The organism is Gemella sanguinis ATCC 700632, assembly GCF_000701685.1.
Taxonomy (GTDB): domain Bacteria; phylum Bacillota; class Bacilli; order Staphylococcales; family Gemellaceae; genus Gemella; species Gemella sanguinis.
Genome location: NZ_KL370813.1, coordinates 73,750 through 92,060, shown reverse-complemented (window position 1 = coordinate 92,060; position 18,311 = coordinate 73,750). Strand labels below are relative to the sequence as shown.

Below are 18,311 nucleotides of genomic sequence, written 5' to 3'. Positions count from 1 at the left end.
TCAGTTGGTTTAGCAGTGTCTTCAGCTGGTTTATCAGTATCTGCTTTAGCCTCTGCTGCGATTGCAGCGTCTGAAGCTTGAACCACTTTGTTAGCAGCGTTTTGAGCTTCAGCTTTAGAAGTTATCCCGCCGTAATCAATTGTAGCTAATACTCTGTATCCATTTGTCGGAGCTGGCGCAACGTGTGTTTTATAAGAGTAATTGTCTAAGATCTTAGGTATTTCACCAAATGCGAAGTTTTCTGCTGATTCAAATGTTTTGAATGGATTTGTTACTGCTTCGTATTTTCCAACTGATTCGTTTCCAGATGTTTGAGTTACTGATGCAGCTTCAACGTTTGAAGTAGGTAATGCTGACGCAGTTCCAAAAGCAGATAATGCTAAAGTTGTTACTGCTAAAACTTTAATTGATTTTTTAGTCATAATATAGACCCTCCAAAGATTTAATTTTATTGAAATAATGATCTTGTCCCAAAAATTAGACTTTATTGGACGAAGCTGGTATAATGTTTATTGAGAAAATAAATAGGGAAATCTTAGGTTTTTTTATTTATTTTCTTTAAAATTAATAATCTATTATTAACTTTAATTTTGTCCTAATAAGTCTACAATTCTTGACAAAATTAAAATTTTTTTGACCAATTATGAAATGTACTTTTTGAAACGCCCAAAATTTTAGCTCCTTCACGAATAGTTAACTCTTTTTTTCTATATTTCTCTAAAATTAAATGAAGATTTTTAGGCTTCTGTAGCTCAGGTCTTCCAAATTTTATACCTTTCTTTCTTGCAACACGAATTCCTTCCATTTGACGCTGCTTAGTTTGCTCTCTTTCGACTTGTGATACATAAGATAAAATTTGCAAAACTAAATCTGAAATTAATTTAGCTGTAATAGTATCCCTACTATTTTTAGTATTCAATAAAGGAAAATCTAACACTGTTATATTAACATTTTTCTTTTTTGTTAATATCCTCCATTGCTCTAATATCTCATCATAATTTCTACCCAACCTATCAATAGATTTAATTACCAACTCATCCCCTGACTTCAACACGTTCAAAAGATTTCGATATTCAACTCTATTAAAATCTTTTCCCGAAACTCTGTCGATAAAAATTCTCTCTGCAGTTATATTTTCCATAAAGAGAACTATCAACTGCCTTTCAATACTTTGCTCTTTTGTTGATACCCGTACATAACCATAACGCATAAAATTATTACCTACCTTTTATTTTTTTCTATAAAATAGAGGAATAAGTTTCCTTTTATATATAGTGTATTCTATTTTTTTGTATCAATCAATTCTGTTTGTATTGGCTAAAATATTAGTAATTTTACTATTTTTGAATTTTGGATATAATAATTAAAAATGTATTAAATATTATTTTTTGTATAAAATTTTTGATTATAATTTGTATTACTATTTTATTATGTCGCATAAATGATATTTATATAAATTAATGAACTATATTTTATATAAAGAAAACCTACAAGAAAAAAATTAAATTCTTACTTGTAGGTTTAACTCTTAATTTATTTTGGAGACACTTTGGAGACAATCCAAAGTGTTTTATGTTGTTTTAAGTCTATATATAACTTTAAAGATACTGTTAAATAAGGTTTCTTGGTTTAAGTCGCTTTTTTGGTTGCAAAATGGTTGCAACTATAAGAAAAACCCTTAAAAAAATAAGGGTTTTATATATCTTACTATGTTAGCAGTTAGAACTAATAATCTTTTTCTCGCGTTGCTCGTTAAGATTAAAGTTCTTGTTGCATACGCTGTATCTAAGAATTATGTCGTCGTTATACTCCTAATAATTCTAAGTTACACCGCATTATTCCCACTCAATCGTTGCTGGTGGTTTACTTGTAATGTCATACACTACGCGGTTAACGTGAGCTACTTCGTTTACGATACGTGCAGAGATTTCTTCTAACGCTTCGAAAGGAAGGTGAGCCCAGCTCGCAGTCATACCGTCGATACTTGTTACGGCACGAACAGCTACAGTGTAGTCGTATGTTCTAACATCTCCCATAACTCCAACTGAACGGATATCTGGAAGACATGTGAAGTATTGCCATACTTCTCCTTCTAGTCCACGTTTAGCGATAACATCACGTAAGATGAAGTCACTATCACGAACGATTTGTAATTTTTCTTCTGTTACTTCTCCAAGAACACGGATACCTAATCCTGGTCCTGGGAATGGTTGGCGCCAAACAATCTCACGAGGTAATCCAAGTGCTTCTCCTAATGCGCGTACTTCATCTTTGAATAAAGTGTTAAGTGGCTCGATTAGAGAGAAACGCATATCTTCTGGTAATCCACCTACATTGTGGTGAGATTTGATTGTTTGAGCATTTTTAGTTCCAGATTCGATAACGTCAGTATAAAGTGTACCTTGAGCTAAGAATGGTACATCGTGTAATTTAGCACATTCTTCATCAAACACATATACGAACTCATTTCCGATAATTTTACGTTTTTGTTCAGGATCGCTAACTCCTTTTAGTTTACCAAGGAATCTATCTTTAGCGTCGATTTTGATAAGATTCATATTGAATCCACCTTCGATTTCTTTACTGAATGTTTTCATAACACCTTCAGCTTCACCTTTACGAAGTAAACCGTGATCTATAAACATACAGATTAGTTGATCTCCGATAGCTTTGTCTAATAATGCAGCTACTACAGAAGAATCAACTCCTCCTGATAGGGCACATAGAACTTTTTGATCTCCAACTTCTGCACGAATTTCTTCAATTTTTTCATCAATAAAGTTTTGGATAGTCCAGTTATCAGTACATTTACATACGTTTCTAATAAAGTTTTTAAGTAAGTCGTATCCAAATTCTGAGTGACGAACTTCTGGGTGGAATTGGAAGCAGTAGAAGTCTTTTTCTACATTTTCTGCAGCAGCGATAGGACAGTTATCACTAGTTGCTACTACTTTGAATCCTTCAGCAAGTTCAACAACTTTGTCAGAGTGACTCATTAATACTTGTTGAGTAGCAGGAGTACCTTCAAATAATCTAGCTCCTGGAGTTACATCAATATTATGAGCACCGTATTCTCTACTTGTCGCAGATTCAACTTTTCCTCCTAATTTATGTTGCATAAGTTGCATTCCGTAACAGATACCTAGTACTGGAATACCTAAGTTAAAGATTTCATCATCGATTGTAAGTGAATTTTCTTCATAAACAGAGTTTGGTCCTCCTGAAAGAATAATCCCTTTTGGATTCATTTTTTTAATCTCATCAATAGAAATCTCGTTATCATGTAGTTCAGAGTAAACACCAAGCTCACGCACACGACGTGTAATAAGTTGGTTGTACTGACTACCAAAATCAAGAACTAGTATAAATTCGTGTTTCACAGTTATCCTCCTAAAATTTACTTATAAATATACTCTATTATATCAAGGAATATCCTATAAGTAAAACTATATTTTCCATGTGATAGAATATTTTCTTAATACTCTATTTTTTTCTTAAAAATTATAAATGAAAATGTATAAACTATAAAGAAAAGTATATTTTATCTAATTAATCGAAATAGATGATATAATAAAGTAGTAATTAGTTAAGGAGGTATAGTAATGAGCAGAGCTTATATAGGTACATATACAAAAAAAGATAGCCAAGGAATATACAAAGTAGAATTATCAGAAGAAGGGAAAGTTAGTAGTGTTGAGGCGGTTGCTAAAGTTGATAATCCAACATATCTAGCATTCTCAAATAATAATAAGTCTTTATATAGTGTTTCGAAAATAGAAGATAAAGGTGCGGTGTCAAGTTTTAAAGTAAAAGAAGATGGTAACTTAGAACTATTAACATCGGTCGGTAAAGAGGGTAATCCACCATGTTGTGTAGAAGTAAGTAAAGATAACAAATATCTTTTATCAGCAAATTATCACACAGGAACTGTAGATAGTTATTCTATATTACAAAATGGTGAGTTAGGTGAATTATTATCTACAGATACCCATGAAGGTAGCGGAGTTCATCCTCGTCAAGAAAAACCACATGTTCATTTTTCAGGTTTTACACCAGACGGAGAATACGTGTTTACATGTGATTTAGGTACGGACGATATTACAACTTATAAACTAAATGAGGGTATACTGACAAAAGTCGAAAACTTTAAAGCAAAAGCAGGTAGTGGGGTTCGTCATATAGTGTTTGCTAGCGATAGTAAAAAAGCTTTTGTAATGACTGAATTAACTAGTGAAGTAATTTCTTTTGATTATGATGGTAAAGGTAAATTATCTAATCCAAAATATCATCCAACATTACCAAGTGATTTTAATGGTGAAAATAAAGGTAGTGCAATAAAAATTTCTAATGACAATAAATTTATTTATGTGTCTAATAGAGGTCAAGATGCTATAGTTGTTTTTGAAGATAAGGGTGATTATTTAGAACAAATTCAAACAATAAGTACATTTGGAAAAGATCCACGCGATTTCAATCTAAATAAAGATAATACTTTAGCTATAGCTACTAATGAAACAAGTGGTACTATAACTGTTTATAAAGTAGATAAAACTACTGGGAAACTAGACTGTGTAGAAAAAGATGTTGTAGTTCCTGAAGCGGTTTGTGTACAGTTTGTTTAGAAATTGGTGATTTATGAAATTTTCAGAAAACACAAAAGAATATTTTCAAAAAGTTTTGACAGAGCAAAAAGTTTGGAGTAAAATATAGTTATATTACTGATAAGGGTAAAGAAAGAGGTATTTTATGTCTAAGAAAAAAGAAATAAAAACAAATGCTATGAGATTTCTAGATGATCATAATGTTGAGTATAATCACTTTGAGTTTGATGCTAGTAGTGATGCAGCAAAAACAGGGGTAGGAGTAGCAGACATTATAGGTAAAGATCATAATCAAGTGTTTAAAACAATTATGACTACTGATGGTAAAGGTACTTATGTAGTTGGTGTTTTAATGAGTGAAGATAGTATTAATTTCAAGAAATTAGCAAAAGCTGCGGGTGTAAAATCACTGTCTATGTTACCATTAAAAGATTTAACAAAAATCACTGGTTATGTTAAGGGTGGATGTTCTCCATTTGCAATGAAAAAATTATTCCCTACTTTTGTAGATGAGAAATGTAAAGATGTAGAAACAATTGTTGTATCAGCTGGGAAAGTTGGTCATCAAGTAGAAGTGAAACCAGAAGTATTAGAAGAACTTATTGGTGCACAAATAGTAGACATTACAGCATAATATATATGAATATAAATGAAAGGATCTAGAGAAATCTAGGTTCTTTTTATTGTTTTAAAATACTAAAAATTTTATGTAAACAGATACAATGCGATGGCTATCGCTATCGGCTTTAAAAGAGTATTTCTTTGTAAAGAAATGACAAAGGGATTGTAACGTAATTGAAATAGTTTAGATATTTTAATGAAATTTTTTTTTGTTATAATAGGAAATGTGAAGGAGGCGTACTATGTTATTTGATACACATGCGCATTTAAATGATGATGCTTATTTAGAAGATTTAGAAGATACTATAGCTCGCGCTAAAGAAGCGGGAGTAAAATTAATAAATATAGTAGGCTTTGATGATAAAAGTATAGAAAAAGCATTAGAAATTACATCTAAATATGACTTTTTATATTTAACAATTGGCTGGCATCCAGTAGAAGCGATTGATTTTACAGATGAAAAATACGAAATGATAAAACGAATTGCTCTTACTAATGATAAAGTGGTAGCTATTGGTGAAATTGGATTAGATTATCACTGGGATAAAAGTCCAAAAGATATTCAAAAAGAAGTATTTAGAAAACAGATTGCAATAGCTAAAGAAGTAGGAAAACCAGTTGTAATTCATACAAGAGATGCAATGGCAGACACTATTGAAATACTTAAAGAAGAAAAAGCTAGTGAAGTAGGTGGAATAATGCATAGTTTTTCTGGTTCGGTAGAAAGTATGAATATCATGCTTAAAGAGAACTTTCATATTTCATTAGGAGGTCCGGTAACATTTAAAAATGCTAAGACACCTAAAGAAGTAGCGAAAGCTTGTCCATTAGATAGACTTTTAATCGAAACAGATTGTCCATATTTAACGCCAACACCATATAGAGGAAAGCGAAATGAACCTGCTTATGTGCACTATGTAGCACAAGAAATAGCAGACTTAAAAGAAATGAGCTATGAACAGCTAACAGAGCAAACATTTAATAATGCTTGTAAATTGTTCAAAATAAAACAAAAGGAGAATGATTAATTTATATGAAATTCGGAAAAGTAATTACAGCAGCAGCGGCATCAGGAGTTTTATTATCAGGGGCATTTATGATAGCAGAAGAGTACACAGGTCATTCAGCATTCGCGGTAACTCTTTCTGATAATACAAAAGTAGACGTAAAAGCTAAAAAAGGAACAGTAAGAGAAATTCTTGCAGCTAACAATATCAGCTATAATGCTGATGATCGTGTTGAACCAGGATTAGACACAAAAGTAAATGGTGGAGAAGACATCCGTATTTACAAAGCTCGTGAAATCACAATCCAAGATGGTGAAACAACAACAGTTAGAAAAACAACTTACAAAAAAGTTGAAGACATTCTTAAAGAATTAAACATTACTGTAGGAGCAGAAGATAAAGTAACTCCTGGTCTTAAAACAGAAGTAGCAGAAGTTGACACTATTAAAATTGCTCGTGTTGGAAAAACAACTCAAACAGTAAAAGAAGCAATTAAATTTGAAACTAAAGAAGAAAAAGATGACACTAAATATGTAGATGAAGTAGTTACTAAAACTGAAGGTCAAGACGGTGAAAAAGAAGTTACTTACAGTGTAGTACACGAAGATGGAAAAGAAGTTTCTAAAGAAGTAGTTTCTGAAAAAGTTATTACTGAGCCAACAGCTAAAGTAGTAGTAGTTGGAACAAAACAACGTGAAGGAGCTCAACAAGCTGTTGCTTCAACATCTACTGAAACAGCAACTACAGGAGCAGGAACAATCTCTACTCCAGCAACTTCATATTCTAAAGCAGCATCAACAAATAGTTATGCAGCACAAAGTTCATACACACCGCAATATTCATACAGCCAATCTTCAGGTGGAGTAGTATTATCAAATGGTAACACTGCAGGAGCGGCAGGTACAGCGGCAGCTCAAGAAATGGCTCGTCGTACAGGTGTATCAGCTTCTACTTGGGAAAGAATCATCGCTCGTGAATCAAATGGTCAAGTATACGCAAGAAACGCATCAGGTGCAAGTGGATTATTCCAAACAATGCCTGGATGGGGATCAACTGCAACAGTTAAAGACCAAATCAACGCAGCAGTTAAAGCTTATAATGCACAAGGATTATCAGCTTGGGGTGTAAGAAGATAAGATAAATAATTAAGGTTTAAGAGTTATTCTTAAACCTTTTTTTCTATAATAATAGTGTATAAAAAGAGTTTTGTAGCAAATTAAAACTACAAAACTCTTTTATTGTTATAATTTTTTCTCTATTGCTTTATATATTACAAATGGTATAACGCAACAAATAACGATAGCTATTGAACTAGAGTAGAAGATATTTCCAATTCCTACTAATGGTGATACAATTCCACCTAAAAAGAATGGTAGAAAACCAAATAGTGCTGAGGCGCTACCTGCACGTTTACGCTCTAATCCCATGGCAAGTGCTGATCCTGCAGGAAGTATTAGTCCAAGTCCTAATAATAGTAGGAAAAATCCAACTTCAACAAGTAGAAATGGTAATGTTAAAGAAAGAACTATTGCAAGATAGATACTAACAACAAGCATTCCAGTTAGCCCAATTTTCATACTTTTCTTCTCATTAAATCTACCAGAAATTTTACTACCTAATACTATTGCGAATCCATTTAATCCAAAACATATACTATAACTAATAGCTGATAAATTATAGTATGTTTGTAAAATAAACGGAGATGCTGCTATATAGGCAAACATTGCAGCTAAAGCAAATCCTTGAATAAACACTAGAGCTGTAAAAAGTTTATTTTTTGAAACTAAAACTATAGAATGATATGTTTTAGTAATAGGTACATTTAGTCTCTTTTCTTCAGCTAGAGATTCGTGGAATTTTAGAGAGGCAATTATTATAATAATACCGATAAACGCAAGAGCTATAAATATTCCTCGCCAATCAGTAAATTCAAGAAGTAGACTACCTAGTACTGGTGAAAGAATTGGTGCAAGTCCATTTACTGCCATTAATAAGGCGAAAAATTGTGCCATTTCTTTACCTTTGTATAGGTCGGTTGACACAGCTCTTGATATTACTACAGCACCCGCAGATGAAATTCCTTGAATAAAACGTAGGATAATCATTGCGTATATATTAGGTAAAATAATTATAGCTACTGTACTAATTAAATAAACGATAAGACTGATTAATAATGGCTTTTTACGACCAAGTTTATCGCTAATAGGTCCAATAAGTAATTGTCCCAAAGCAAGTCCTACCATACTACCTGTAAGTGTAAGTTGAATAGTTGATGTACTCGCACTAAAGTAATTGCTCATTAGTGGTAGTGCGGGTAAATATAAATCTGTAACAAATGGCCCAAATGCTGATAAAGTTCCTAAAAACAGAACTAAAAATAATTTCGAGTTTCTTTTTATTGTCATGTAGTCTCCTTTCTCATTTTTATTGTATTAGTGATTATAACACAAATAAAAATTTCGTGTAAGAAAAAACGTTGTAAAATAATGAAAACTTAATTTAAAGAGAATAATAAGATGTAAAACTATTAATTAAAATATTTAGGTATGAAATTTTTAAATTAAAAAATTTATTTTTTTATTATTGATAGTCATAGAGCTGATACTGTTGCGGTTTATCTTTAAATATTTTTTTATATATTAATATTTAAAAATATAATGAATTATTTTAAATATTTATTGTTTTGGAAGCATATTCATGTTATAATATAGCTGTAAAATAAAATGAAAGGAAATATTTCAATATGAGCAAACAAAAAGACAAAACTCTTAAACACCCTGTCGGGCTGTGGCTTATCAATACAATGATGGCTATCCAAAGTTATGCATCTTATGCTACATCAGGATTTTTAATTTTATTCTATACTTATTCAGTAGAAAAAGGTGGATTAGGTTTAGATAAAACATTCGCAGGGGATGTTATGGCGTACCTAGGAACTATTGGATCGCTATTACCATTACTAGGAGCTTACCTAACAGATAAATACATCGGTATGCAACGTGCAATCCAATTTGGTATTTTATTCAACTCTATTGGTACTTTATTTACTGCATTTGCAAATGGTCGTTTTTATGTATTCTTAACAGGGGTTATTATTAACTCTATCGCAGGTGCTTTCTTCCGTGGTAACTTATCAGCAATGGTAGGTGAACTTTACGATGATAAACAAGTAACTATGAAAGACGCAGCATATAGTTTATTCTACATGTTCGTTAACATCGGTAGCTTACTTGGACCAATCATTGGTGGACTTATCTTCCAAGAATGGGGAGCTACAAAAAATGCAAATGGAGAGATTACTAGATATGGATTTACTCCAGCATTCTTAATGGTTGCTATCTGTTTATTCATCACATTCTTAATGTTTACATTTGGTAAAGATAAATTATTAGGTGATGCAGGAAGATACCCAGTAGGTAAAAACAAACACGAAACTGCTGAAGAAAATAAAGCAGACTTAAAACCATCTAAATACGATAAAGGTCGTACTTACGCTGCGGTTGTAATCTTCGCATTCTCTTGTATTTTCTGGTCAGCTTACTTCCAAACACAAACAACAGTTACTCTTATGACAGACGAACTAGTTGACTTAAACGTTTTAGGATTCCAAATGCCAATTACATGGTTAGTATCATTTAACGGATTCTTATGTATCGTTCTTGCACCATTGTTCGGATGGTACTGGATGAAACTTGCTGAGAAAAACAATGACTGGCGTGTTGCTACTAAGATGGGATGGGGTATGATTCTTACAGGTCTTGGATTCGTATGTTTCGTACTTGGTCTACGTTCATTAGGTGGAGTACTTGATGGTTCAATAAGAATGAGCATCTGGTACGTATTAGCTGGATACTTCGTATTAACTGTTGGGGAATTACTTGTTTCTCCAATCGGTATGGCATTATTCAGTAAATTACTACCTAAAAAATATGCAGCTATGTCTATGGCGATTTGGTACTTCACATATGTAGTTTCAGCTTGGATCAGTGGTAAAACTGTTGGATGGACTGAAACTTGGGGTTATGAAAAAGTATTAGGTGTAATCGCGATTATCATGGGTGTTCTTGGGGTATTAATGTTAGCAATTGGTAAACCACTTGAAAACTTAATGGCTCTAGATAAACTAGGAAAAGAGCACGAAGAAGAGGAAACTCTAGAAGCAAAAGAAGCTTAATTTTAAAAAAGAGAAAAAAAGCGCTAAACATTAGGTTTAGTGCTTTTTTAATTTTTAAATTGATAGTATCATCTGTGGTTATGATGTTATTTTAAAAATAGATTAATATCAAGATAACTCTGTTTTTTAAAACAGGTCTATGTTGGATTTATTCTATTTTGCATGATAAAATATAATAAATAATAATGTTTTGTGAAGATAAACCTCCGGTTTAGTAAACTCTACCATACTTCGGTTTACTCCTTTGGAGAATATAGCTACAATAAGTATAACAATAAAATTGTAAAGGAGAATGCCTTATGACAAACAAATCTATAGGCGATATCATTAGTACGCTTAGAAAAGAAAAAGGAATGACTCAAAAAGATTTGGCTGATATGCTTAACATAACCGATAAAGCTGTTTCAAAGTGGGAAAGAAATATTGCTTTTCCTGATACAGCAACATTACCAAAAATTGCAGAGATCTTTGGCGTATCCGTGGAAGAACTTATGAACGCTAAGTCAATTCCCGGAAATAGGCACAAAGGAGCTCCTTACTTATTTAACATTATCTTAAAGGCCATACCTACTGCAATGGGAATTGCTGTTGTTGTAAGTTCCCTATTAGGAGAACTTGACATGAAATCTGGTTTTACAATGCTTGGTATAGGACTCGCTTGTGTAGGTATTTACCAGCTTAGATCTAAGTAGTAAGTATTAAAACTGAATATAGAAAAATAGACCACTGGGAATTTTAAAAAATATCCCGTGGTCTTTGTTTAATAACAGTTATATTGCTTAATTTTTAAAATCAATACTATCGACTTTTGTGATTAGTTTATTATTTATAAACCAAATCAGAGTTTGTGTATAGACTGTATATGTGAAAAATAATAATGAGGATAAAATAGTTATTTTATTATTTTTAAAAATTATAAAATTTAATAAAAGTATAATAAGATAGATAATGCTAAAGGCAAACAATCTAATCTTATTTTTTTTTATCCAGTTCTCATATTTTAATTTTAATTCGGCTCGTTTTTGTTCTTCAGCAGACATAAATTTTCTCCTAAAAATAATAATTAAATTATAGCAAAATATCAAAAAATAAGCAATTAAATATTAAATTTGGACTTTTAATAAATAATACGTTTTATTAAGGAATTAGTGTTGATAGATGTAGAAGATATATGTTATAATTAAGTTGTCATATTATGCACTAAAGGAGGCAGTATGTCATATACTAGAGATTATATTTTTGAGAAAATTATAGAAAAACTACCAACATTAAAAATTCATGAAAAAAAAGAAGATGATAGTAGTATTTTTATATTAGAATACAAAAATAATAAAGCGAAGATAGATATTGATAGTTTTGTAAAAAAATTAGGAAACAAAAAAAATAGTCTTAGTGATAAGAAAATTGATGAGTTTGTTTATTACATAGTTTCTAATTTTGAAGCTCAGGAAAAAATTTCGACATCAAACTTAAATAAAGATGATTTGATAGAGCATGTTTTTCCTGTAGTAAGATCTACTAGCTTTAATAAAGAAAATAAGCAAAACTTAATAAAGCTTAATCATACTAATGAAACAGATATTTATTTAGTATATGATTTTAAAAATGGCTATAAATTTTTAGATAGGAAAGTTACTGAACAGCTACTTATTTCTGATGAGGAACTCTTTGGGTTCGCTAAAGGTAATTTAGAAAAATTATCATTGAAATATAATAAAGATAGTGTTCAGGGAAATGATTTTTATTTTTTAAATGCTAAAGATGGTTATGATGGAGCGCGTATTTTGGATGAGAAAGTATTAAATTACTTTTATGAAAAAATAGGTTCAGACTTTTATGTAGGGTTGCCACATCAAGACACTTTAATTATAGCGGATATAAAAAATAAAAAAGGATTAGAAATTTTACAAAAGGTAATGGTTCATTTCTTTGCGGAAGGTTTAGTTCCAATAACAACTATTACTTTTAAATATGATGGTAAAAAATTAGAAAGTTACTTCATATTTGTTGAATAATTTAAAATAGATTTTTAGGAGTAGTTAATTATGTTATTTTTTTACAACAAAAAAATGTTAGGTGAAACATTACTAATAACTATCAAAGATAGTGAAAATGTTACATATGAAGATAAAAAAAATATAACACTTATTAAAGATGAAAATGGTCATTTAGTAGGATTAAATATTTTTAATGTAGAGAATTTAAAACTTCAAGGTGAAGGAAGTATTGAATTAACAGAAGAACAAAAAGAAGTTCTAGAAAAAAGATTAGAAAAAAATGGTATTAAAATCGACTTAGAAGGAAACAACGATGACTACTTTGTAGTTGGTGAAGTATTAACATGTGAAAAACATCCTGACGCAGATAAGTTAAAAGTAACAACTGTTAAAGTTAGTGAGGATGAAGTATTACAAATTGTTTGTGGTGCACCAAATGTAGAAGCAGGACAAAAAGTTGTTGTATCACTAATAGGAGCTATGATGCCTAGTGGATTACTTATTAAAAAATCAAAACTTCGTGGCGTAGAATCAAATGGAATGCTATGTTCAAAACGTGAGCTAGGATTGCCACAAGAAGAAGCAAGAGGTATTTTAGTGTTAGATAATGATGTTGAAGTTGGAACTAAATTTAAAGATTTAAATTTAGAATAATATTTTAGTAGTAGGTGGTGTAAAGTATGGTAAATTGGAAAAAATGGTTTTTAGAAGAAGATGAAGAAGAAATCTTCCGTGAAGAAGAGGAAAAAGTAGAAAAGAACTCAAAAAAAGAAAATAAAAAAGTTGCTAAGTATACAGACTACACAGATGACGAAAAGTTCGATATTGAGTATTCTCATAAAAAAGAAGAAGTTAAAGAAGATGATATTGACTATGATTTAGAAGTTGAAGATGTATCAAGCGAGTTTGATATTGAATTCGATGATGAAGAAGAGGAATTCAGTGAAGATAAGTCTGCTAAAGAAGTTGGGGTTTTCTCTAAAATAAAAGATTTATTTAAATCTAGAAAAAAAGACAATAAGGTAGAAGATTTTGTAGAAGAGGAAGATAACTACGAAGAAGAATTTTTCGAAGAAGAAGAGGAAGACGAAGCAGAAGACTACAAAACGTATTTCGAAAGACAAAAGAGAGAGCGTCAAGAAAGAAATACTGAATTATACGATTCTAAAGAAGAGAAGCCAAAAGAAGAAAAAGGTGCTGGATTCTTTAGTAAGCTTAAAGATAAATTCTTTAGTGTAAGTGATGAGGAAATAGAGCAAGAAGAATTAGATCGTTCGCTTGATGAGTATTATGAAGATGAAGAAGAGGAAGAGCTTTTCGTAAAAGAAAATACTAACAAACATCAAGAAGAAGATGAACTAGTAATTGAATATCAAGATGACTATTTCGAAGAAGAACACAAAGGGTTTGAAGAAATAGATTTAGAAGAATTTGAAGAAAAAGATACTAAGGAAACATCAGAAGAAGTAGCGCCTGATTTAGCTACAACACTTAAAAAATTAGGTGTAGAAAATGCAGAGCTAAAAGATGTTGATATCTTTGGAGACAAATCTGGTCGTAGAACTCACCCTACATTAGCTGCCGTTAGAACAAAACGATTAAAACAAGATCATAAGATTGATGATTTAGAAAAAGAAGTTATTTTAGGAAGAGATAATACTGCACTAAAAGAAGAAGTAGCTAGTGTTTATCGTGAAAGACAAAAAGAACAAGAAGAAATAGAAGAACGTGAGTCTAAACACAAAGAAGAACGACAAAAACTTGACAGTGAATTCAATAAACTAGAAAGAAAAGAAGATAAAATAGAAAAAGATAACCCTCTTTATCAACAAAATAAAGAACTTGATGACATTTTTGAAAATATTGAACAAAAAGAAAATCAAGCTAAAATAAAAGAAGTTCCAGAGTTTGAAGTTAGAGAAGTTAAATCTGATGCAGAACGTCGTGAAAGAGTAAAATACACAAGTGTTAATGATATACTTGGTGGAAATGAAGAACTTTTCGAAGATGATATAGATAGAACTACTAGAAAAACTAGTGTGGAATCTCGCAATAAAGAAGAGGTAGAAGAAGTAGAAACTACTACTGATTATAAAGATATTACTCTAAGTGATGAGAAAGAAAATGTAACTTTAGATGAACTTATTGAATCAGAAAATATCGAGATAGAAGATGAGAAAGACGAAACAACTAAAGAAATAGAAGAGTTAAATTCTAACCTTGAAGAAATAAAACAAGAAAAAGAAAAACTTGAAAACCTTGAAGAAAAAGAAGAAGACGAGGTAGATTTAGTTGAAGAAGTTGCTAAGATAGAAGATATTGAAGTAGAAGAATACGATGAAATTAAAGAACCTAAGAAAGATAGATTAGAAGGTTATAGCGACTATCATTTAGATGAAGGAGAGATAGTTGAATTAGAAGAACAAAACTATCTAGAAGAGACTACAGATAATGTAAATATCGATAGTTTACTAAAAGATATTACAAAAAGTAAAAAACAACAACATGTAGCTAATGATGTTGATAAATTTACAGAAGAAAAAACAGTTCCTTATGAAGTTGTTGAAAAACGTCAAGAAGCAGTAAGAGAAAGAGCTAATACTACTGAAGAAGAGGTTAAGCCAGTTCAAAAAGCAGAAGAGGTTGAACCAGTAACTCAAACAGAGGAAGTAGAAGAAACTCCTGGAATTGAATATACTGAAAAACTTTATACTGAAGATGTTTATAGCTACTTTGATAGTGATAAAGGAACTGCATTAGGTGAATATAAAACTATTGACAGAGGATACAGACCAGTAAGCAAAGAGAAAATAGAGAAAAATCAAAAAATACTTGATGCTATTTTTGAAAAATACTCTACAAGTACAGTAAATGTTCCCAAAAAATCTGTAGTAAATACTATGATGGAAACAAGTACAATAACACCTAACTCAAGAAGTGTTGGTAAGTTCAAACCATCTCCTGTTTACTCATCAGTTTACGGATCAGTGTCAAAACCATCACCTAAAAAAGAAGAAAGTAAAAAAACTACTAAAAATACTAAAACAAATTCCAATATATACAAAGAAATAGCTTCACAAGAAGAAGCAGTTTGGAATATCGGTACTTCAAAAAGAGTTCCAAAAAACAAAGTAAAAAATAAAAAAACTAGAAAATAATATCTAATATATACTAAAAACCAAAAGAGCTTTGAGAAAAAAATATCTCAAAGCTCTTTATTTATTATTAAGTTTACTTACTATAATTTCAAAAAGTATAATAGCAACAACGTTTAACATTAGTCGTGAACGAATTTTCTTTCTAGCTTTTGGGGCATCATAAATATTAATAATCTGATCACTAATTTTCGCTAATGGGCTAGCGGTTAAACTAGTAACTGCTAAAACCTTAGTACCATTTTGTTTCGCAGATAAAATACTTTCATTTATTTCTTTAGAAGCACCGCCTAGGGAGAATGTGATTATTACATCTTTATCTGTAGAAATTTCAGGAATCCTTTGGATACTATACAATTCAAAGTAGTCATTTGCCCATAAGTCAACTAACTTAAGCTTTCTATTAAAATCAGCTACTACCATATAACTAGATCCACTACCAATACAAAAGATTCTTCTAGCATTAACTATTGTTTCAGCGAAACTATCAAAATCTTCTTGATTTAAAATAGACATAGTACGGTTAAATTCAATAGTAAGCTGATCTTTTAACTGGTTAAAATTAGATGACAGAGTTGCCTCTTTGCTCTTTTCTAATTCTTTACTTAGTCTAATATCATAACGTAAGTCGTTAAAAGTGTTATAACCAAGCTTTTTACATGCCCTAATAACAGTAGAAGAAGATACTAGTACCTCTTGTTTATTTTTTTTCAATGTAGTTGTTTCAACAGCAGGTTGTTTCATTAAAAAATCTATAACTTGCTGTTCAGATATAGATAACTTATCGTAGTTTTCTTTCAAATTTTCAAAAAACATGGAATACCTCTTAGAGTAAAAATTACTAAAATATTTATTTTGAATAAATAACATATTGTATAATACCACAAAACCAATAAAAAAGAAAGTGATTACATAGCTGTTTTATAAAGATAGTAAAATTTTACTTAAAAAGTAAAATTTTACAAAATAAGAAATTTTTAAGCAATATTTGAAAAAACAAGTTTAGTTCTGTTATAATATAGTCATAAAAATTAGAAAAAGGAGAAAGGTAATGGCAAAGAAAAAAAATAAATTCGTTTCTGCTTTCGAGCAATTCGGACGTTCGTTCTTATTACCAGTATCTGTACTTCCGGGTGCAGGTATTATTAAAGGTATTGGTACTGCATTTAGTAATACTAATACATTAAAAATGTTCCCTGCATTAAACAATTCAGTAGTGCAGTTTATTATGAAATTCTTTATAGCATTAGGAGATACAGCTTTTGACAATCTTCCTATAATTTTTGCGGTAGGGGTAGCGGTAGGACTAGCTAAACGTGAAAAAGGTTCAGCAGCTCTATCAGGTTTATTAGGTTTTATGGTGTTACATTACATACTAAACTTCCTATTAAAATTCAGTGGGAAATTAGTTGATACATCTAAAATGTCAGGTAATGATGCAAAATTAGCATTATCTAATGCCATGCAGACTAAAGTTTTAGGTATTCAAACTATGGACCTTAGTGTATTCGGAGGTATTATAGTAGGTATTGTTGTTTACTTCGTTCATAAGTGGGCAGTTAAAGTACAACTTCCACCAGTAGTTGGATTCTTCAGTGGACCACGTTTTGTACCGATAGCAACTATGGTAGTTATGGCGGCAGTAGCAAGTGGATTATTCTTCGTTTGGCCTCCAATCCAAAAAGGTATCAGTGTACTTTCTGTATTTATTCTTAAATCGGGTCCAATAGGAACGTTCTTATACGGTTTACTAGAGCGTGCTTTACTTCCATTTGGTCTTCACCACGGTCTAAACTGGCCAGTTCGTACTACAGAGTTAGGTGGAGCTTGGGAAATTGGTGGAAAACGTGTTGTTGGTACAATCAACGCTTACTTAGCATCTCTTGCTGATCCAAACATCAAACATGTTGATCCAAATATCACTCGTTTCAATGGTGGTAAATTCGTTTACTTCATGTTCGGTCTTTCTGGTGCAGCTTATGCAATGTACAAAACAGCTGACGAGAAAAAACGTAAAGTTGTAGGTTCATTATTATTCGCAGCAGCTGGTACTTCATTCTTAACAGGTATCACTGAACCAATCGAATTCACATTCTTATTCGTAGCACCAATCCTTTACATCGTGCACGCATTCTTAGCTGGTTCAGCATTATTCGTAATGCACATGTTAGGTGCTGGGGTTGCTACTCCAACAGGACACGGATTCATTAACTGGGTTATCTACGGTGTTCTTCAAGGACCAAAAACAAAATATTGGTTAGTACCACTTGTAGGTATAGTTTACTTCTTTATCTACTATGTTGTGTTCAGATTTATGATTGTTAAATTTGACCTTAAAACACCTGGTCGTGAAGATAGTGATGAAGTTCGTTTATCTAATAAAAATGAAGCTCGTGCTAAATACGGAGTTGAAATTGCAACTATAGGTAAAGAAACTAAAGAAGCTAAAGTTGAAGAAGCTTCAAGTGATGAAGTTATGGAGACTGTCCCTAAAACTAAGGAAGGTATTCATAAACAAGCAGTAGCTCTTGTTAAAGCACATGGTGGTCCAGATAATATTGAAGCAGTTGATGCATGTATTACTAGATTAAGAATTAATGTTAAAGATAAGAGCCTAGTTGATCAAAATACAATTACTAAGAAATTAGGAGCTATGGGATTTGCGGAAAGTGATATGCAAATGCAATCAATTTACGGAGCTCATGCTAATGTATTAAAAATGGAAATCCAAGATATGCTTGGTATGGAGGAGTAAT

At 31.3% G+C, this 18,311-nt stretch carries 15 protein-coding genes and 2 pseudogenes; 11 read left to right on the top strand and 6 right to left on the bottom strand.

The features are described from left to right. The 3 genes from T369_RS0108255 to guaA form a co-directional block, all read right to left on the bottom strand. Positions 1 to 422 (bottom strand): hypothetical protein (locus T369_RS0108255; protein WP_211247188.1); only part of this gene is annotated, 422 nt, incomplete at its 3' end. Positions 423 to 622: 200 nt separating this feature from the next. Next, a complete protein-coding gene (locus tag T369_RS0108250; RefSeq protein WP_031554156.1) occupies positions 623 to 1,210 on the bottom strand; it encodes a recombinase family protein in 588 nt (195 codons plus the stop codon). Positions 1,211 to 1,835: 625 nt separating this feature from the next. Beyond that, a complete protein-coding gene (gene guaA, locus T369_RS0108245) occupies positions 1,836 to 3,380 on the bottom strand; it encodes a glutamine-hydrolyzing GMP synthase (RefSeq protein WP_031554152.1) in 1,545 nt (514 codons plus the stop codon). 222 nt (positions 3,381 to 3,602) lie between these two features. On the opposite strand from guaA, the gene T369_RS0108240 reads away from it, so the two are divergent. The 5 genes and pseudogenes from T369_RS0108240 to T369_RS09525 all read left to right on the top strand — a co-directional run. Continuing rightward, complete coding sequence (locus T369_RS0108240; RefSeq protein WP_031554148.1) at positions 3,603 to 4,622, top strand: lactonase family protein; 1,020 nt, start codon at positions 3,603 to 3,605, stop codon at positions 4,620 to 4,622. A 124-nt stretch (positions 4,623 to 4,746) separates the two neighbouring features. Beyond that, positions 4,747 to 5,235, top strand: coding sequence for a Cys-tRNA(Pro) deacylase (gene ybaK, locus T369_RS0108235; protein WP_006364034.1), 489 nt, complete (start codon positions 4,747 to 4,749; stop codon positions 5,233 to 5,235). Between the two features lie 229 nt (positions 5,236 to 5,464). Next, the gene (locus tag T369_RS0108230) at positions 5,465 to 6,250 is read left to right on the top strand and encodes a TatD family hydrolase (protein ID WP_031554143.1); all 786 of its coding nucleotides are present in this window, start codon (positions 5,465 to 5,467) and stop codon (positions 6,248 to 6,250) included. A 5-nt stretch (positions 6,251 to 6,255) separates the two neighbouring features. Next, a pseudogene (locus T369_RS09530) lies at positions 6,256 to 6,906 on the top strand (ubiquitin-like domain-containing protein); the annotation flags it as partial. Positions 6,907 to 7,059: 153 nt separating this feature from the next. Further along, positions 7,060 to 7,365 (top strand): annotated as a pseudogene (locus T369_RS09525) (transglycosylase SLT domain-containing protein); the annotation flags it as partial. Between the two features lie 105 nt (positions 7,366 to 7,470). On the opposite strand, the gene T369_RS0108220 reads toward T369_RS09525, so the two are convergent. Then, positions 7,471 to 8,634, bottom strand: coding sequence for a multidrug effflux MFS transporter (locus tag T369_RS0108220; protein WP_031554137.1), 1,164 nt, complete (start codon positions 8,632 to 8,634; stop codon positions 7,471 to 7,473). A gap of 338 nt (positions 8,635 to 8,972) precedes the next feature. Between T369_RS0108220 and T369_RS0108215 the strand changes: the two genes are divergently transcribed. Together T369_RS0108215 and T369_RS0108210 are read left to right on the top strand one after the other, a co-directional pair. Then, the gene (locus tag T369_RS0108215; protein ID WP_031554133.1) at positions 8,973 to 10,403 is read left to right on the top strand and encodes a peptide MFS transporter; all 1,431 of its coding nucleotides are present in this window, start codon (positions 8,973 to 8,975) and stop codon (positions 10,401 to 10,403) included. A 299-nt stretch (positions 10,404 to 10,702) separates the two neighbouring features. Beyond that, entirely contained in the window at positions 10,703 to 11,095 is a 393-nt protein-coding gene (locus tag T369_RS0108210; protein WP_031554129.1) for a helix-turn-helix domain-containing protein, read from the top strand. An 87-nt stretch (positions 11,096 to 11,182) separates the two neighbouring features. On the opposite strand, the gene T369_RS0108205 is transcribed toward T369_RS0108210, so the two are convergent. Beyond that, on the bottom strand, positions 11,183 to 11,443 hold the full coding sequence (locus tag T369_RS0108205) for a hypothetical protein (protein WP_031554126.1): 261 nt from the start codon (positions 11,441 to 11,443) through the stop codon (positions 11,183 to 11,185). Positions 11,444 to 11,617: 174 nt separating this feature from the next. Between T369_RS0108205 and T369_RS0108200 the strand changes: the two genes are divergently transcribed. Genes T369_RS0108200 through T369_RS0108190 form a run of 3 tightly spaced genes read left to right on the top strand, consistent with a single transcriptional unit; the run spans position 11,618 to position 15,558 of the window. Next, entirely contained in the window at positions 11,618 to 12,418 is an 801-nt protein-coding gene (locus T369_RS0108200) for a DUF1444 family protein (protein ID WP_031554121.1), read from the top strand. Between the two features lie 30 nt (positions 12,419 to 12,448). After that, positions 12,449 to 13,054, top strand: a complete 606-nt coding sequence (gene ytpR / locus T369_RS0108195; protein WP_031554117.1) for a YtpR family tRNA-binding protein — start codon at positions 12,449 to 12,451, stop codon at positions 13,052 to 13,054. A gap of 26 nt (positions 13,055 to 13,080) precedes the next feature. After that, positions 13,081 to 15,558 carry a hypothetical protein gene (locus T369_RS0108190; protein WP_031554114.1) on the top strand — a complete coding sequence of 826 codons (2,478 nt, stop codon included), beginning with the start codon at positions 13,081 to 13,083 and terminating at the stop codon, positions 15,556 to 15,558. 57 nt (positions 15,559 to 15,615) lie between these two features. On the opposite strand, the gene T369_RS0108185 is transcribed toward T369_RS0108190, so the two are convergent. Continuing rightward, positions 15,616 to 16,371, bottom strand: coding sequence for a MurR/RpiR family transcriptional regulator (locus T369_RS0108185; protein WP_031554111.1), 756 nt, complete (start codon positions 16,369 to 16,371; stop codon positions 15,616 to 15,618). A gap of 235 nt (positions 16,372 to 16,606) precedes the next feature. Between T369_RS0108185 and T369_RS0108180 the strand changes: the two genes are divergently transcribed. Beyond that, the gene (locus tag T369_RS0108180) at positions 16,607 to 18,310 is read left to right on the top strand and encodes a PTS transporter subunit EIIC (RefSeq protein WP_031554106.1); all 1,704 of its coding nucleotides are present in this window, start codon (positions 16,607 to 16,609) and stop codon (positions 18,308 to 18,310) included. The last annotated feature ends 1 nt before the right edge of the window (position 18,311 follow it).

What these genes read in the sequence shown, in the direction of transcription:
- T369_RS0108180 (WP_031554106.1), top strand. Translation starts at nt 16,607, where the DNA reads ATGGCAAAGAAAAAAAATAAATTCGTTTCTGCTTTCGAGCAATTCGGA.
- ytpR (WP_031554117.1), top strand. Translation starts at nt 12,449, where the DNA reads ATGTTATTTTTTTACAACAAAAAAATGTTAGGTGAAACATTACTAATA.
- T369_RS0108210 (WP_031554129.1), top strand. Translation starts at nt 10,703, where the DNA reads ATGACAAACAAATCTATAGGCGATATCATTAGTACGCTTAGAAAAGAA.
- T369_RS0108250 (WP_031554156.1), bottom strand. Translation starts at nt 1,210, where the DNA reads ATGCGTTATGGTTATGTACGGGTATCAACAAAAGAGCAAAGTATTGAA.
- T369_RS0108220 (WP_031554137.1), bottom strand. Translation starts at nt 8,634, where the DNA reads ATGACAATAAAAAGAAACTCGAAATTATTTTTAGTTCTGTTTTTAGGA.
- ybaK (WP_006364034.1), top strand. Translation starts at nt 4,747, where the DNA reads ATGTCTAAGAAAAAAGAAATAAAAACAAATGCTATGAGATTTCTAGAT.
- T369_RS0108230 (WP_031554143.1), top strand. Translation starts at nt 5,465, where the DNA reads ATGTTATTTGATACACATGCGCATTTAAATGATGATGCTTATTTAGAA.
- T369_RS0108190 (WP_031554114.1), top strand. Translation starts at nt 13,081, where the DNA reads ATGGTAAATTGGAAAAAATGGTTTTTAGAAGAAGATGAAGAAGAAATC.
- T369_RS0108240 (WP_031554148.1), top strand. Translation starts at nt 3,603, where the DNA reads ATGAGCAGAGCTTATATAGGTACATATACAAAAAAAGATAGCCAAGGA.
- T369_RS0108215 (WP_031554133.1), top strand. Translation starts at nt 8,973, where the DNA reads ATGAGCAAACAAAAAGACAAAACTCTTAAACACCCTGTCGGGCTGTGG.
- T369_RS0108205 (WP_031554126.1), bottom strand. Translation starts at nt 11,443, where the DNA reads ATGTCTGCTGAAGAACAAAAACGAGCCGAATTAAAATTAAAATATGAG.
- T369_RS0108200 (WP_031554121.1), top strand. Translation starts at nt 11,618, where the DNA reads ATGTCATATACTAGAGATTATATTTTTGAGAAAATTATAGAAAAACTA.
- T369_RS0108185 (WP_031554111.1), bottom strand. Translation starts at nt 16,371, where the DNA reads ATGTTTTTTGAAAATTTGAAAGAAAACTACGATAAGTTATCTATATCT.